The following is a 14,896-nucleotide window of genomic DNA, read 5'->3' on the forward strand; positions in this document are numbered from 1 at the left end:
CTCACCCCAACCCTCTCCCCGGGAAGAGCGGGGCGAGGGAGCCCGCCTCGTTTCGCCGCGCTGCCTCCGGCCCGAACCCTCCAGAGCAAGTTCCGCCTTTGCTCTCCCGCTGACCGGCCTTTGCGGCCACTGATCATCGTCAACAATTTGTTAGTGACTATGAACGCGCGGCCGACTTGCGCGGCGGGTGCGTAGTACCAAAAGCGATCGTCGTCACCAAATATCAACCTTAAGAATTAGGGTTAAGTCGTGCTTAAGGAATTGCTGGCATCGTTCAACCATAGGTTTCCGGGTGTGGGGCCTCCGTAACTCATCATTGGACCAGAGGACGAAGCCAATGCGTAGCGTGAAAATGATTCTGGCCGCCGGAGCGGCTTCGATGGTTTGTTCGGCGGCCGTGGCCGCGGATATGCCGATTGCCCCGCCGCCGGCCTACGCGCCGCCGCCGGTCGAGGATTTCGGCGGCTGGTATCTGCGCGGCGATATCGGCTTCAGCAACCAGCAGGTCAAGGATCTGCGCTACGGCCGCGAGTCGGCCTATTCGCAGCTGACCTCGTTCGACCAGCAGACCTCGTTCGACGCGGCCGGCATCTTCGGCGTCGGTGTCGGTTATCAGTTCAACAACTGGTTCCGCGCCGACGTGGTCGGCCAGTATCGCGGCAACTCGAACTTCAAGGGCACCGATCGCTTCACCGGCACCGCCGGCGGCGTCGCGTACAACGGCATCGACAATTACGGCGCCAGCAAATCCGAATGGCTGGTGATGGCCAACGGCTATGTCGATCTCGGCACCTGGTGGTGCGTGACGCCGTTCATCGGCGCCGGCGTCGGCGCCGCGCGGGTGACGATGGCGAACTTCACCGACACCGGCATCAACAATCTGCCGTTCTCGACCACCAGCTTCGCCAGCGCGCCGACGGCGTCGAAGTGGAACCTGGCCTGGGCGGTCCACACCGGTCTGGCCTACAAGGTCAATCCGAACCTGACGCTCGAACTCGCCTACAGCTATCTCAATCTCGGCGACGGCTATACCGGTGCGCTCTCGGCCTTCACCGGCGCGACCACGAACAACAGCTTCAAGTTCAAGGACATCACCTCGCACGACGTGAAGGTGGGCGTGCGCTGGAATCTCGACAGCGCCCCGGCCTACTACCCGCCGCCGCTGATGCGCAAGGGTTGAACGAAGTACCCGTCTTAAGATGTCTTAACGGCGCGGGAGTTTCCCGCGCCGTTTTGTTTTGCGCCGAGCCGGCGGCGACAACGATTGATTAAGGTTAACAGCGGATGATCGCTCTCGTGATCGAGAGTTCAAGGAGCGTGGTGATGCGTCGAGTTCTGATTGCGGCGATTGCGATGACGGCGGCGATGCAGGGCGCGCGAGCCGCGGACATGCCGGAGTTCGGTCCGTTGCGTGGAGCGATGGTGGATACGCCGCGCGGCGTCGTCAACTGGCAGGGCTTCTATGTCGGCGGCCAGGCCGGCACCGGCGCCTCCGACATGGATTTCACCAATGCGACACAGGGCGCGGTGGCGACCTTGCTGACCAACACCGTGATCCAGAACACCATGGCGGTGTCGGACTGGCCGGTGCTCGGCAAGTCGTCGTCGCGCGGCCAGGGATGGGGCGGCTTCGTCGGCTACAACGCGCAATGGGACGACGTCGTGCTCGGCATCGAAGCCAACTATATGCACGGCAGTTTCGGCGGCTCCACCAGCGGCTATATGGGACGCATCTTCTCGACCGGTGGGGTCACCTACGACGTCGACTACAACGCCGCCGCCTCGATCAAGGTCAACGACGTCGGCTCGGCGCGGTTGCGCGCCGGCTGGGCCATCGGCAGCTTCCTGCCTTATGCATTCGGCGGCGTGGCACTCGGACAGGCGGACATCGTCCGCACGGCGCGGATCTCCGGCACCCAGGGCGGCACGGCATTCACGCCGCTGGTCTCCAACCTGGTCCAGAACAGTCACTTCATCTACGGCTATTCCGGCGGTCTCGGCGTCGACATGATGCTGTATCGCGGCCTGTTCGTGCGCGCCGAGTGGGAGTACCAGAAATTCGCCGCGCCGATCAACACCGCGGTGTCGACGGTGCGCGCCGGCGTCGGCTACAAGTTCTGATCGCGCCGCGTGTTGACGAGGCGGCTCGCCGCTGATCGACTGCGCCCGCAACAGGAGCGCGGCGGACGATGAGAATCTACGGGGATCTCGCTTCGGGCAATTGCCTGAAGGTGAAATGGCTGTGCGACGCGCTGTCGTTGCCGTACCAATGGGTCGCCGTCGATACGATGAAGGGCGAGAGCCGGACGCCGGAATTCCTCGCGCTCAATCCGGCCGGGCAGGTCCCGGTGGTGGTGCTCGACGACGGTCGGCCGCTGGCGCAGTCCAATGCCATCATCCGCTATCTCGGCCGCGACAGCGATCTCGTGCCGCGCGATCCCTATCTCGCCGCCAGGATGGACGCGTGGTTGTTCTGGGAGCAGTACAGTCACGAGCCCTACATCGCGGTGTGCCGCTATCAGATGCTGTATCTCGGCAAGCCGGCCTCGGCGCGCGATCCGGTCCGTGTCGAGCGTGGCCATGCCGCGCTCGCGCTGATGGACCGCCACCTCGCGGTCTCGCCGTTTCTGGTCGACGATCGCTGCTCGCTCGCCGATGTGGCGCTGCTGGCCTATACGCGGGTCGCGCCCGAGGGCGGTTTCGCGCTCGGCGGCTATCCCGCGGTGCAGCGATGGATCGCCGCGAGCGAACGTGCGCTCGGCCTGCCGGCGGCGGTCTGATCCGGCCTAGACCGGAACTCCGGTTGTATCCCTCGTAGTGATACCAATCTGCGGTTTAACCGGAGGGTAAGCGACTGCCATCCATTGTTTACCGCCGATGAATTAGGAAGCTCCGATTGTTCGGATTGCGGCGCGACGATCACTTCGTATCGTCCCGTCCGCCGGGAGGACGCAAGCAATGGCCAGGCCGCCGATCAAGCCGACAGGCATCGAATGCCCGTTCGACGAGAACGAACTGATCGTCTCGAAAACCAACCTCAAGGGTCACATCACCTACGCCAACGACGTCTTCATGCGGTTGTCGAAGTACCCACGCAACGAGGTGATCGGCGCGCCGCACAGCATGATCCGCCACCCCGACATGCCGCGCACGATCTTCAAGCTGCTGTGGGACACCATCCAGGAGAAGAAGGAGATCTTCGCCTATGTGGTGAACATGGCGCGCGACGGCGACCACTACTGGGTGTTCGCGCATGTCACGCCGACGCTGGACGCCCAGAACAACGTCATCGGCTTTCACTCCAACCGCCGCAAGCCGGACCGCGCCCAGCTCGCCAAGATCGAGCCGCTCTACGCGCAATTGCGCGAGGAGGAAAATCGCCACCGCAATGCCAAGGACGGCATGATGAGCGGTTATGCAATGCTGACGGACATGCTGAAGAAGCAGGGTGTGGGATATGACGAATTCATCTTCGCTGTCTAAGGCGACGCTCGTTCTGATCGGCGCGATCGTCCTGACGGCCGCGCTCGGCGGCCTGCGGGTCGCCTACGGCCCGCTCGGGCCGCTGTGGGAAGCGCTCGGCGCCGCGCTCGGCGTCGGCGCGATCGGCATCGCCCTGTGGCTGACCAGCCGCGCGACGTCCGCGGTCCGCGAGGTCGCATCGGTGTGCGAGAGCGCCAAGCGCGGCGACCTCGAAGTCCGCGTGATGGGCCGCCGCGACGGCGGCGAAATCGGGCGGGCGCAGGCCGGCATCAACGATGCGCTCGACATCATCGACGCGTTCGTCCGCGAAGCCTCGGCGTCGATGGACTATGTCAGCCACGGCAAGACCTTCCGAAAGGTGCTGACCCGCGGTTTGCCGGGCTCGTTCAAGACCGCGTCGATCACCATCAACAACGCCTCGGACCTGCTGGATAAGAAGGTCCAGGAAGTCGCGCGCGAAGCGCAATGCTTCGCGGCCGGCATGGACAACGTCGCCGAAATGCTGGCGACCGCCTCCGACGGCCTGAAAGTCGATGCCGGCTCGATGTCGACCGCGTCGGAAGAGACCAGCCGGCAGTCGATCGGCGTCGCATCCGGCGCGGAGGAGGCATCCGCCAACGTGCAGGCGGTGGCCAGCGCGGCGGAGCAACTGACGGCGTCGATCGCCGAGATTTCACGGCAGATTCAGATGTCGAGTGACAGCACGAACCATGCCGTCGAAGAATCGGCACAGACCACCCTCAAGATCAAGAATTTGGCGGAAGCAGCGCAGCGGATCGGCGACGTGGTCAAGCTGATCAATGCGGTTGCGGCGCAGACTAATCTGCTGGCGCTGAACGCGACGATCGAGGCCGCGCGCGCCGGCGAATCCGGCAAGGGTTTCGCCGTCGTCGCCTCCGAAGTGAAGGCGCTCGCCAGCCAGACGGCGAAAGCCACCGAGGAGATCACCGCCAGCATCGCCGAGATGCAGGCGATCACAGATCAATCGGTCGAGGCGGTGGATGCCATCAGCCGGCGGATCGGCGAGATCAACGCGATCGCCGGCACCATCTCCGCCGCGGTGGAGCAGCAGGGCGCCGCCACGCGCGAGATCGCCGGCAATGTGCAACAGGCGTCGGCCGGCGCCGCGTCGGTCTCGTCGAATGTCATCGGCATCAGCCACGCGGCTTCCGACACCGGCGAGATCGCGGTGCGCGTCAGCAGCGTCTCGGGCGAGATCGCCGGCCAGGTCGACAAGCTGCGCAGCGAGGTGAAGCGGTTCCTCACCAAGGTCGCGTGATCGCGGAATTCGGCTTCACTCATCCCGGCCGGCTGTCGTCGGCGGGATGTTTGTCCGTAATCTCCCGGAGCCGGGACCTCCTTGACTTTGGCCGGCAAACGACTATCCCCAGCGGCGGGAAACCTCTCCCCACCGAGAGGCAGCTATCTGGAAGGATAGATGATGACTGCTACGAAGCCCGCATTGCGGCCCACCACGCCCAATTTCTCCTCCGGCCCCTGCGCCAAGCGCCCCGGATGGACCCCCGAAAATCTCAAGGACGCCCCGCTCGGCCGCTCGCATCGCGCGAAGGTCGGCAAGGCCAAGCTCAAGCTCGCGATCGATCTGACGCGCGACGTGCTCGAGGTCCCCGCCGACTACAAGATCGGCATCGTCCCGGCCTCCGACACCGGCGCCGTCGAGATGGCGCTGTGGTCGCTGCTCGGGCCGCGTCCCGTCACCACCATCGCCTGGGAATCGTTCGGCGACGGCTGGGTCTCCGACGTCACCAAGGAGCTCAAGCTCAAGGACGTCACCAAGCTCAAGGCGGGCTACGGCGAGATTCCCGACCTCTCCAAGGTCGATTGCAACACCGACGTCGTCTTCACCTGGAACGGCACCACCTCCGGCGTCCGCGTCCCGAACGCCGACTGGATCGCCGCCGACCGTGAAGGCCTGACCATCTGCGACGCCACCTCGGCCGCCTTCGCGCAGCCGCTGGATTGGCCCAAGCTCGACGTCGTCACCTTCTCCTGGCAGAAGGCGCTCGGCGGCGAAGCCGCGCACGGCATGCTGATCCTCTCGCCGCGCGCCGTGGCGCGTCTGGAGAGCTACACGCCCGCGTGGCCGCTGCCGAAGATCTTCCGCCTCACCAAGGGCGGCAAGCTCAACGAAGGCATCTTCGAAGGCGAGACCATCAACACCCCGTCGATGCTGTGCGTCGAGGACTACATCGACGCGCTGAACTGGGCGAAGTCGGTGGGCGGCCTCAAGGGCCTGATCGCCCGCGCCGACGCCAACACCAAGGCGATCACCGACTGGCAGGCGAAGACCCCGTGGGTCGACTTCCTCGCCGCCGATCCGGCGATCCGCTCCAACACCTCGGTCTGCCTCAAGGTGGTGGATCCGGCGATCACCGCTCTGTCGCCCGAGGCGCAGGCCGACTTCGCCAAGAAGCTGGTCGCGGTGGTGGAGAAGGAAGGCGCGGGTTACGACCTCGGCGCTTACCGCGACGCGCCCCCCGGCCTGCGGATCTGGTGCGGCGCCACGGTGGAAGCCGCCGACGTCGCCACGCTGACGCAGTGGCTCGACTACGCGTTCGAGACCACCAAGGCCGGCCTCGCCAAAGCCGCCTGATGCCACTTACCCTCTCCCCTTGTGGGAGAGGGTGCCTTCGCGAAGCGAAGGCGGGTGAGGGGGTGATGACCCTCGTTATGTCGCCACCCCTCACCCGTCGCGGACTGCGTCCGCGCCACCCTCTCCCACAAGGGGAGAGGGGAAGAGCGCCTCCCAATTCATTTCAGCAGGATCACATCCCATGACCGCACCCAAAGTCCTCATTTCCGACGCCCTGTCGGAAGCCGCCGTGCAGATCTTCAAGGATCGCGGCATCGACGTCGATTTCCAGCCGGCGCTCGGTAAAGACAAAGAGAAGCTCGCCGAGATCATCGGCAATTACGACGGCCTGGCGATTCGCTCGGCCACCAAGGCGACCGCGAAGATTCTCGAAAAGGCCACCCGGCTGAAGGTGATCGGCCGCGCCGGCATCGGCGTCGACAACGTCGAAATCCCCGCCGCGACCGCCAAGGGCGTGATCGTGATGAACACGCCGTTCGGCAATTCGATCACCACCGCCGAGCACGCCATCACCATGATGCTGGCGCTGGCCCGCGAGATCCCGGCGGCCGACGCCTCGACCCAGGCCGGCAAGTGGGAGAAGAACCGCTTCATGGGCGTCGAGATCACCGCCAAGACGCTCGGCGTGATCGGCTGCGGCAATATCGGCTCGATCGCCGCCGACCGCGCGCTCGGCCTGAAGATGAAGGTGATCGCGTTCGATCCGTTCCTGTCGCCGGAGCGCGCGCGCGATCTCGGCGTCGAGAAGGTCGAGCTCGAAGACCTGTTCAAGCGCGCCGATTTCATCACGCTGCACACCCCGCTCACCGACAAGACCAAGAACATCATCGACGCCGCCGCCATCGCCAAGATGAAGAAGGGCGTCCGCATCATCAATTGTGCCCGCGGCGGTCTGGTCGACGAGCAGGCGCTCGCCGAGGCGCTGAAGTCCGGCCAGGTCGCCGGCGCGGCGTTCGACGTGTTCTCCGAAGAGCCGGCGACCAGCAACGTGCTGTTCGGCCTGCCCAACGTGATCTGCACCCCGCATCTCGGCGCCTCGACCACCGAAGCGCAGGAGAACGTCGCGCTGCAGGTCGCCGAACAGATGAGCGACTATCTGCTCAACGGCGCCATCACCAACGCCGTCAACTTCCCGTCGATCACCGCCGAAGAAGCGCCGAAGCTGAAGCCGTTCATCGAGCTGGCCGAAAAGCTCGGCTCGTTCGCCGGCCAATTGACCGAAACGGGCATCACCAAGGTCACCATCACCTACGAGGGTGAAGTCGCCGAGATGAAGATCAAGGCGCTGACCTCCGCGGTGCTGTCGGGTCTGCTGCGGCCGATGCTGGGCGACATCAACGTCGTCTCCGCGCCGGTGATCGCCAAGGAGCGCGGCATGGTGGTGGACGAGATCGTCCGCGCCGCCGAGAGCGACTACGAGAGCCTGATCACCCTGACGGTCGCCACCGAGAAGCAGGAACGCTCGGTGTCCGGCACCGTCTATGCCGACGGCAAGCCGCGCCTGGTCGACATCAAGGGCATTCGCGTCGACGCCGAATTCGGCCAATCGATGATCTACGTCACCAACGAGGACAAGCCGGGCTTCATCGGCAAGTTCGCGAGCCTGCTGGGTGACGCCAAGGTCAACATCGCCACCTTCAATCTCGGCCGCCACAGCCAGGGCGGCGACGCCATCGCGCTGGTCGAGATCGACGGCCCGGCGCCCGCCGACGTCATCGCCAAGGTGCAGGCGCTGCCGCAGGTGAAGCAGGCCAAAGCGCTGGCGTTCTGAGACTTTCGCCTTAGCAAATCGGCGACAGACGATGAAATCCCTCCCTCGCGGGAGGGATTTTGCGTTCCGCTGTGCGGCAAAAGACACAAGCTGTGCAAAGTAACACTATTAAAAGCATCTGTTGCTACCGTCCTGCAACCTGAGCCGCGCGCCCGCGCGGTGAGTTCGGCGTGGAGACGGTCAGTGAAGTTCAGCAGCCTTCGTATCACCCCCAAGATCGGAATCCTGGTCGGCGTTGCCTTGCTCGGCCTGTGCGCCGCCGGGGCCTATGCCGGCATCATGATGCGTCAGGAATTGCTGAACGCCCGAATCGAACAGGCCAAGTCGATCGCCGAGTCGGCGCGCAGCATGGCGATCGGCCTACAGAAGCAGGTCGATGCCGGCGAACTGACCAAGGACGCCGCGCTCGCCGAATTCACCCGCCGGGCCAATAGCCTCACCTACGACAACGGCAATGGTTATTTGTTCGCCTACACCAATGACGGAGTGACCCTGGCGTCGCCGGACAAGAAGGCGCTCGGCACCAACCGCATCAACACGCCGACCGGCGACCGCTTTCTGGTTCGCGAACTGCGCGACGGCGTGCTGGCCAAGGGCTACGTGCTGCTCAACTATGAATTCCGCAAGCCCGGCTCGGAAGAGTTGATCCGCAAGATGTCCTACGGCGTCGCAATTCCCGGCTGGAACGCTTTCGTCGGCACCGGCGCCTATGTGGACGACATCGATGCCACGGTGAAACCGGTGGTGTGGATGCTCGGAGTCGGCATCCTGGTCATCGGCGCGATCTCGTCGCTGATCGCCTGGCTGATCGGTCGCAGCATCACCAAGCCGCTCGGCGAACTCGGCGCGCGGATGAAATCGCTCGCCTCCGGTGAACTCGAGGCGCCGATCCCCGGGATCGCGCGCGGCGACGAGGTCGGCGAGATGGCGACCACCGTTCAGGTGTTCAAGGACAATGCGCTGCGGATCCGCGGGCTCGAACAGCAGGAGGCCGAGGTCAAGCAGCGCGCCGCTGCCGAACGCGCCGCGCTGATGCAGCAGATCGCCGACGATTTCGAGCGCAGCGTCAACGGCGTGGTGCGCAGCGTGGCGGGCGCGACCGCCGAGCTGCAGACGACGGCGCAGTCGATGACCTCGACCGCGTCGGACGCCAGCTCGCGCGCCGCCGCGGTCGGCTCCGCATCGGATACGGCGTCGAGCATGGTCGGCACCGTCGCGTCGGCGTCGGAAGAGCTGTCGGCGTCGGTCGCGGAAATTTCCCGCCAGGTGCATCAGTCGCGCGAAATCGCCAGCAAGGCGGTCGGCGACGCCGAACGCACCAACGAGACCGTCAAGCTGTTGTCGATCGGCGCCGAGAAGATTGGCGAGGTGGTGCAACTGATCCATTCGATCGCGTCGCAGACCAACCTCTTGGCGCTCAACGCCACCATCGAGGCGGCCCGCGCCGGCGAATCCGGCCGCGGCTTCGCGGTGGTCGCCTCCGAAGTGAAGGCGCTGGCGAGCCAGACCGCGAAGGCCACCGAGGAAATCTCCTCGCAAGTGTCGGCGATGCAATCCTCGACCGCGACCGCGGTGGAGTCGATTAACCACATCACCTCGACGATCGGCGAAATGAACAACATCACCATGGCGATTTCTTCCGCCGTGGAGCAGCAGGGCTCGGCGACCCGCGAGATCGCCCGCAACATCCAGTCGGTCGCGGCCGGGTCGAGCGAAATCAGCAGCCACATCGGCGGCGTCAGCGCCGCGGCGTCGGCGACCGGCGATGCCGCCGCGCAGGTGCTGACGCATGCCCGCGGTCTCGACGGCCAGTCCGGCGCGTTGCAATCCGCCGTCGACGACTTCCTGCACAAGGTCCGTGCGGCGTAGTCCGCCGGTCCGATCCCTCCGTCGCTCCGAGCCGAATGCCATCGGCCCGGAGCGACGATCACCAGCGATCTTGGCGACCCGGGGAGAGAGCAACCGGCGCGCCACACCTCGTGCTTCTACGGGGAGGCATTTAAACGGGTTGGATACCCGATGCCGCTACGCGTTGATGGCTGCGCGATCACCGCGCCGGCTTCGGAGTCGTCCCCGTGCACTTCAGCAATCTTCGCATCACGCCGAAATTGAGCATTCTCGTCGCTGTGGCGATGCTCGGCCTGATTGCCGCCGGTGTGTTCGCCGCATCCATTCTGCATCGCGAGATGCGTGCCGGTCGCTTCGAGCAGACCAAGGCGATGGTCGAGACCGCGCTGAACATGGCGATCGGGCTGCAGAAGCAGGTCGATGCCGGCAAGCTGACCAAGGATCAGGCGATCTCCGACTTCCAGCAGCGCGCCCAGGCGATGACCTATGACGGCGCCAACGGCTATTTCTTCGCCTACAAGATGGACGGAGAGGTCGTGCTGCTGCCGGGGGTGAAGCCCGGCACGAACCGGCTCGACGTCGAGACGGCCGGCCGCAAGATCGTCCGCGAATTGCGTGATGGCGTCGCCGCCAAGGGCAACGTCACGCTGTTCTACGAATTCAAGAAGCCGGGCGGCGACGAACTGCTCAGCAAGGTATCGTATGCGGCCGCGATCCCCGGCTGGAACGTCTTCGTCGGCACCGGCGTCTATCTGCAGGACATCGACGCCAAGCTGAAGCCGATCATGATGTGGCTCGGGCTCGCCATTCTCGGCATCGGCGCCGTCTGCTCGCTGGTCGCCTGGCTGATCAGCCGCAGCATCACCAAGCCGCTCGGCCGTCTCGGTGCACGGATGAAGTCGCTCGCCGGCGGCCAGATCGATGCGCCGATCCCGGGTGTCGACCGCGGCGACGAGGTCGGCGAGATGGCGAAGACGGTGCAGGTGTTCCAGGACAATGCCATCCGCATCCGCGGCCTCGAGCAGCAGGAGCAGGAAGCGCAGCAGCGCGCGGGCGCCGAGCGGCGGGCGCTGATGGAGAACATCGCCGACGATTTCGAGCGCAGCGTCAACGGCGTGGTGCGCAGCGTGGCCGATGCGACCAAGGAAATGCAGGCGACCGCACAATCGATGACCGCGACCGCCTCGGATGCGAGTTTGCGCGCCGGGGCTGTCGGTGCCGCGTCGGAAGCGTCCGCCGGGATGGTCGGCACCGTCGCCTCGGCGTCCGAACAACTATCCGCGTCGGTCCATGAGATTTCCCGGCAGGTGCAGCAGTCGCGCGAGATCGCCGGCAAGGCCGTCAGCGACGCCGAGCACACCAACGAGACGGTGATGCAGCTCTCGGTCAGCGCCGAGAAGATCGGCGAAGTGGTGCAACTGATCCATTCGATCGCGTCGCAGACCAACCTGCTGGCGCTGAACGCCACCATCGAGGCGGCGCGCGCCGGCGAATCCGGCCGCGGCTTCGCGGTGGTCGCCTCCGAAGTGAAGGCGCTGGCGGGCCAGACCGCGAAGGCGACCGAGGAGATTTCGGCGCAGGTGTCGGCGATGCAGGCGTCGACCGCGAACGCGGTGGATTCGATCAGTGGAATCACCTCCACCATCGGGCAGATGAGCGAGATCACCATGGCGATCTCCAGCGCCGTCGAGCAGCAGGGCGCGGCGACGCGCGACATCGCCCGCAATATCCAGTCGGTTGCGGCCGGGTCGAGCGAGATCAGCGGCCATATCAGCGGCGTCAGCGACGCGGCGGCCGCGACCGGCGAAGCCGCGGCGCAGGTGCTCGCGCATGCGGGCGAACTGGACGGCCAGTCCGATGCGCTGCAATCGGCGGTCGATGACTTCCTGCAGAAGGTCCGCGCCGCCTGACGCGACGGCGCGAGGCGCCGCCGTCACGGTCGGCCCCTTCCAACGATGCGAGAACGCGCACTGCAGCGACGGCGCGCATTCTGATCGGCCGGGCGGCGCAGCGCCGCTCCTTGAACCTGTCGCCCTGAAGCTGCGACTTACCTCCTGCTGGGGGCGTGCGCCAGCGAGGCGAGACCAGAGGCGACCGCATGCCCATTCGACTGCAAGGCACCGTCGCCTTCGAACCGGAGTTCGTCGGCAATCTGACCATGCTCACCCGCACGATGATCGCGCGCGGGCTCGATCCCGATTGCTATGTGATTACCAAGGACATTGCCGCTGCGCCGACGCTGCCGTTCGTCGGGACCATCGCCTACGACTATGCGGTCGACACCGGCGAGACCCAGTTCACCGTCACGGAAGCCGATGATACGTGCTTCCTCGGCGCGTTTCTGCAATACATCGGCGATACGGACAGCGATGCCGACACTGCGCCGCCGCTGGCTGCTGACGGCGTGTTCTCGCGGCTGACGCGCTGGATGTCGCCGCAAGCCTGAGAAGCCGCGCGTCGCCGCGTGGCGCGAATTCGGCTCTCTCGAAAGAGAGGGGGCCTTTCGCCGGACCCGTTCGGCGAAAGGCGGGTGAGGGGCTGTGGACCAGGAGTCGCAGCTCCTCACCCGACGTCACGGCGGCTTAATTCGCCTTCAGGAAGTCGGCGACTTCGAGCAGCACGAATTCATTGTCGTCGGCCTTGTTGGGATCGCGGCTCGACGAGAACGGCAGGTTGTTGTCGTTGCCGACGATGATGTGGCGGTCGTCGACCTTGTCGACGTTCTCGATGGTGAAGAACGGGAACGCCAGCGCGCCGTCGGTCAGCGGCTTCTTCGCCTTCTTGTCCGGATCGCGGATCTTCAGCAGGTCGATATAGCCGATCTTGCGCACCGGCTTGCCGACATTGGCGTCGCTGAGTTCGACCTTCACCACCCGCTTGAATTTCGGCAGGTCCGGGAAGCAGTCGGTGCCGCGGGTGCCGGCGGCGCAGGCCTTGTCGGGCGTGCCTTCGCCGTCGTCGCGCTCGATGATCAGGCCATGGCTGGCGTCGATCATGTTGAAGTCGCCGATCGCATTGCCGTTCTGCTCGAACACGTAGGTCCAGAAGCGGCCGGTGAACTTCTTCTGCGCGACGTCGAATTCCAGGATGCGCGCGGCTTCCTTGCCGTCGACCTTCTCCCAGTCCTTCTTCCCGGCGTCCCACAGCGGGCCTTCGAGCAGGCCGTACAGGAACTTGCCGTCCTTGGAGGCAGCGAAGCCTTCGTAGCCCTTGGAGCGCTTCAGGTTGACGGTGGCGTTGTAGCTCGCGCCGGGCGCGCCGGGCGACTGCACCGACCAATGATCCGGCGACTTCACCGGCTTGTCGTCGGCGGTGGTCTCGTACACGCCCAGCACCTTGCCGCTCATGTCGGTCTCGATCAGATACGGGCCGAACTCTTCGCCGATCCAGATGCGGTCGCCGATGATCTGGAAGCCTTCGGTGTCGAAATCGGCGCCGGTCAGATAGCGCTTGTCGGTGTTCTCGTGAACGATGCGGAACGGCACCTTCTTGTCGGGATCGTGCAGGAACACGGTGGCGACGCGGTCGACCTTGCTGCCGGCCCAGTCGATCTTCAGGTGGCTGAGAAACAGCATGGCGTCGGCCGAATTGTAGCGCGAGCCGAAGCCGTTGTCGGTCAGCACCCAAAAGCTGCCGTCGTCCATCTTCTTGATGCCGGAGTTGCCCTGCAGCGGCTGGCCGCTGAACGGCAGCGACAGGCCGGTCGGCCGTTCCTTGGATTTGCCCATCACGGTGCCGGTCGCTTCGACGCGCTTGCCGGTGGTGTATTTGCCGGCGTTCTTGAGGTCGGCGGGCGCATCCGCCGGCGCGTCGATGAACGACGCCGCGGGCATCACCGCGTGACCCGCCAGGGTCGCGGGAAATTCGCCTTCGGATTGCGCAACCGCGGCGGATGACGCCAGTGCCAGAATTGCGGCCGAGCCGAGCAGCAGTTTTCGCATGAGAGTCTCCTGTGAATGATCGCTGCTTTGTGGCGGCGCAGGATCACAGGCGGCTGACGGTTTGGTTAAGCGCCGACGACGATCCCTGCGGCGAAGCGCGCATCGCGAGGCCGCTTTGACAGCCGGGCGAGCCGGGTCTAGAGATATTAGAATCATTCTAAATTGTAATGGAATACAGCAGATGAAGGCGTTTGCCGATCTGACGGAGCGCGAAATCCTGGCGGTGGCGATCGCCGGCGAGGAGGAGGACAGCCGGATCTATCTGGCGTTCGCAGAGGACCTCGCCGAGCGTTATCCCGACTCGGCGCAGGTGTTCACCGAGATGGCGCAGCAGGAGAAGGGCCATCGCCACATGCTGCTGCGGATCTACGAGGAGCGCTTCGGCCCCGATCTGCCGCCGATCCGGCGCGCCGACGTCAAGGGCTTCATCAAGCGTCGTCCGATCTGGCTGACGCGCAACCTGCCGCTCGAGCGCATCCGCAAGGAAGCCGAGACCATGGAGTTCGAGGCGCAGCGCTTCTACGAACGCGCCGCCGAGCGCGCCACCGATGTCGGCATCCGCAAGCTGCTGACCGATCTCGCCGAGTTCGAGCAGCGCCACGAGCAGCGCGCGGCGCAGCTCAGCGACAAGATCCTCACGCCCGACGCCCGCAGCGCCGAGGATCACACCGCGCGGCGGATGTTCGTGCTGCAATACGTCCAGCCCGGTCTCGCCGGGCTGATGGACGGCTCGGTGTCGACGCTGGCGCCGCTGTTCGCCGCCGCCTTCGCGACGCATCAGAACTGGCCGACCTTCCTGGTCGGCCTCGCCGCCTCGATCGGCGCCGGCATCTCGATGGGCTTCGCCGAGGCCTTGTCCGACGACGGCTCGATGACCGGCCGCGGCTCGCCCTGGCTGCGCGGCGGCATCTGCGGCCTGATGACGACGATCGGCGGCCTCGGCCACACGCTGCCTTATCTGGTGCCCGACTCCTGGGCCAATGCGTTCTGGATCGCCACCGCGATCGCCGGCGTCGTGGTGTTCGTCGAATTGTGGGCGATCGCCTATATCCGCGCCAGATACATGGACACGCCGTTCCTGCAGGCGGTGTTCCAGATCGTGCTCGGCGGCGTCATCGTGCTGGCGGTGGGGATATTGATCGGCGGGGCTTAGTTCGCGGATCCGCAGCAAGTCCCCGATCTCATCACACGAGTAGCGCGCTCGCTCCATTCGCGGCGGGAAGAGGTGGCGATCAAATC

The 14,896-nt window shown here is 65.4% G+C and carries 12 protein-coding genes; 11 read left to right on the top strand and 1 reads right to left on the bottom strand.

Annotation, left to right across the window (positions count from 1 at the left end):
- Nucleotides 1–337 precede the first annotated feature (337 nt).
- From RPB_RS06605 to RPB_RS06650, 10 genes are all read left to right on the top strand, one after another.
- Nucleotides 338–1,180 (top strand): outer membrane protein, encoded by an 843-nt coding sequence (locus tag RPB_RS06605; protein WP_080507744.1) that lies wholly within the window; start codon nucleotides 338–340, stop codon nucleotides 1,178–1,180.
- 143 nt (nucleotides 1,181–1,323) lie between these two features.
- Nucleotides 1,324–2,121 carry an outer membrane protein gene (locus RPB_RS06610; protein ID WP_011440208.1) on the top strand — a complete coding sequence of 266 codons (798 nt, stop codon included), beginning with the start codon at nucleotides 1,324–1,326 and terminating at the stop codon, nucleotides 2,119–2,121.
- Nucleotides 2,122–2,189: 68 nt separating this feature from the next.
- Nucleotides 2,190–2,780, top strand: coding sequence for a glutathione S-transferase family protein (locus RPB_RS06615; protein WP_011440209.1), 591 nt, complete (start codon nucleotides 2,190–2,192; stop codon nucleotides 2,778–2,780).
- Between the two features lie 178 nt (nucleotides 2,781–2,958).
- Nucleotides 2,959–3,483: a PAS domain-containing protein gene (locus RPB_RS06620; RefSeq protein ID WP_011440210.1), complete on the top strand. Its 525-nt coding sequence runs from the start codon at nucleotides 2,959–2,961 to the stop codon at nucleotides 3,481–3,483.
- Nucleotides 3,458–4,762, top strand: a complete 1,305-nt coding sequence (locus RPB_RS06625; protein WP_011440211.1) for a methyl-accepting chemotaxis protein — start codon at nucleotides 3,458–3,460, stop codon at nucleotides 4,760–4,762. Before RPB_RS06620 ends, RPB_RS06625 begins: the two co-directional genes overlap by 26 nt.
- 162 nt (nucleotides 4,763–4,924) lie before the next feature.
- On the top strand, nucleotides 4,925–6,097 hold the full coding sequence (locus RPB_RS06630; protein WP_011440212.1) for a phosphoserine transaminase: 1,173 nt from the start codon (nucleotides 4,925–4,927) through the stop codon (nucleotides 6,095–6,097).
- A 181-nt stretch (nucleotides 6,098–6,278) separates the two neighbouring features.
- A complete protein-coding gene (gene serA / locus RPB_RS06635; protein WP_011440213.1) occupies nucleotides 6,279–7,868 on the top strand; it encodes a phosphoglycerate dehydrogenase in 1,590 nt (529 codons plus the stop codon).
- 183 nt (nucleotides 7,869–8,051) lie between these two features.
- On the top strand, nucleotides 8,052–9,737 hold the full coding sequence (locus RPB_RS06640; protein ID WP_011440214.1) for a methyl-accepting chemotaxis protein: 1,686 nt from the start codon (nucleotides 8,052–8,054) through the stop codon (nucleotides 9,735–9,737).
- A gap of 206 nt (nucleotides 9,738–9,943) precedes the next feature.
- The gene (locus RPB_RS06645; protein WP_011440215.1) at nucleotides 9,944–11,626 is read left to right on the top strand and encodes a methyl-accepting chemotaxis protein; all 1,683 of its coding nucleotides are present in this window, start codon (nucleotides 9,944–9,946) and stop codon (nucleotides 11,624–11,626) included.
- A gap of 188 nt (nucleotides 11,627–11,814) precedes the next feature.
- Nucleotides 11,815–12,162 carry a hypothetical protein gene (locus tag RPB_RS06650; protein ID WP_011440216.1) on the top strand — a complete coding sequence of 116 codons (348 nt, stop codon included), beginning with the start codon at nucleotides 11,815–11,817 and terminating at the stop codon, nucleotides 12,160–12,162.
- A gap of 136 nt (nucleotides 12,163–12,298) precedes the next feature.
- Here RPB_RS06650 and RPB_RS06655 read toward each other — a convergent pair whose 3' ends face one another.
- The gene (locus RPB_RS06655; protein ID WP_011440217.1) at nucleotides 12,299–13,657 is read right to left on the bottom strand and encodes an esterase-like activity of phytase family protein; all 1,359 of its coding nucleotides are present in this window, start codon (nucleotides 13,655–13,657) and stop codon (nucleotides 12,299–12,301) included.
- A 181-nt stretch (nucleotides 13,658–13,838) separates the two neighbouring features.
- On the opposite strand from RPB_RS06655, the gene mbfA reads away from it, so the two are divergent.
- Complete coding sequence (gene mbfA / locus RPB_RS06660; protein ID WP_041798024.1) at nucleotides 13,839–14,810, top strand: iron exporter MbfA; 972 nt, start codon at nucleotides 13,839–13,841, stop codon at nucleotides 14,808–14,810.
- The last annotated feature ends 86 nt before the right edge of the window (nucleotides 14,811–14,896 follow it).

Origin of the sequence: Rhodopseudomonas palustris HaA2, assembly GCF_000013365.1 — a bacterium.
Taxonomy (GTDB): domain Bacteria; phylum Pseudomonadota; class Alphaproteobacteria; order Rhizobiales; family Xanthobacteraceae; genus Rhodopseudomonas; species Rhodopseudomonas palustris_J.

Bases quoted from the DNA above. Each gene is read 5' to 3' on its own strand.
- RPB_RS06605 (WP_080507744.1), top strand. From the start codon at position 338: ATGCGTAGCGTGAAAATGATTCTGGCCGCCGGAGCGGCTTCGATGGTT.
- RPB_RS06610 (WP_011440208.1), top strand. From the start codon at position 1,324: ATGCGTCGAGTTCTGATTGCGGCGATTGCGATGACGGCGGCGATGCAG.
- RPB_RS06615 (WP_011440209.1), top strand. From the start codon at position 2,190: ATGAGAATCTACGGGGATCTCGCTTCGGGCAATTGCCTGAAGGTGAAA.
- RPB_RS06620 (WP_011440210.1), top strand. From the start codon at position 2,959: ATGGCCAGGCCGCCGATCAAGCCGACAGGCATCGAATGCCCGTTCGAC.
- RPB_RS06625 (WP_011440211.1), top strand. From the start codon at position 3,458: ATGACGAATTCATCTTCGCTGTCTAAGGCGACGCTCGTTCTGATCGGC.
- RPB_RS06630 (WP_011440212.1), top strand. From the start codon at position 4,925: ATGACTGCTACGAAGCCCGCATTGCGGCCCACCACGCCCAATTTCTCC.
- serA (WP_011440213.1), top strand. From the start codon at position 6,279: ATGACCGCACCCAAAGTCCTCATTTCCGACGCCCTGTCGGAAGCCGCC.
- RPB_RS06650 (WP_011440216.1), top strand. From the start codon at position 11,815: ATGCCCATTCGACTGCAAGGCACCGTCGCCTTCGAACCGGAGTTCGTC.
- RPB_RS06655 (WP_011440217.1), bottom strand. From the start codon at position 13,657: ATGCGAAAACTGCTGCTCGGCTCGGCCGCAATTCTGGCACTGGCGTCA.
- mbfA (WP_041798024.1), top strand. From the start codon at position 13,839: ATGAAGGCGTTTGCCGATCTGACGGAGCGCGAAATCCTGGCGGTGGCG.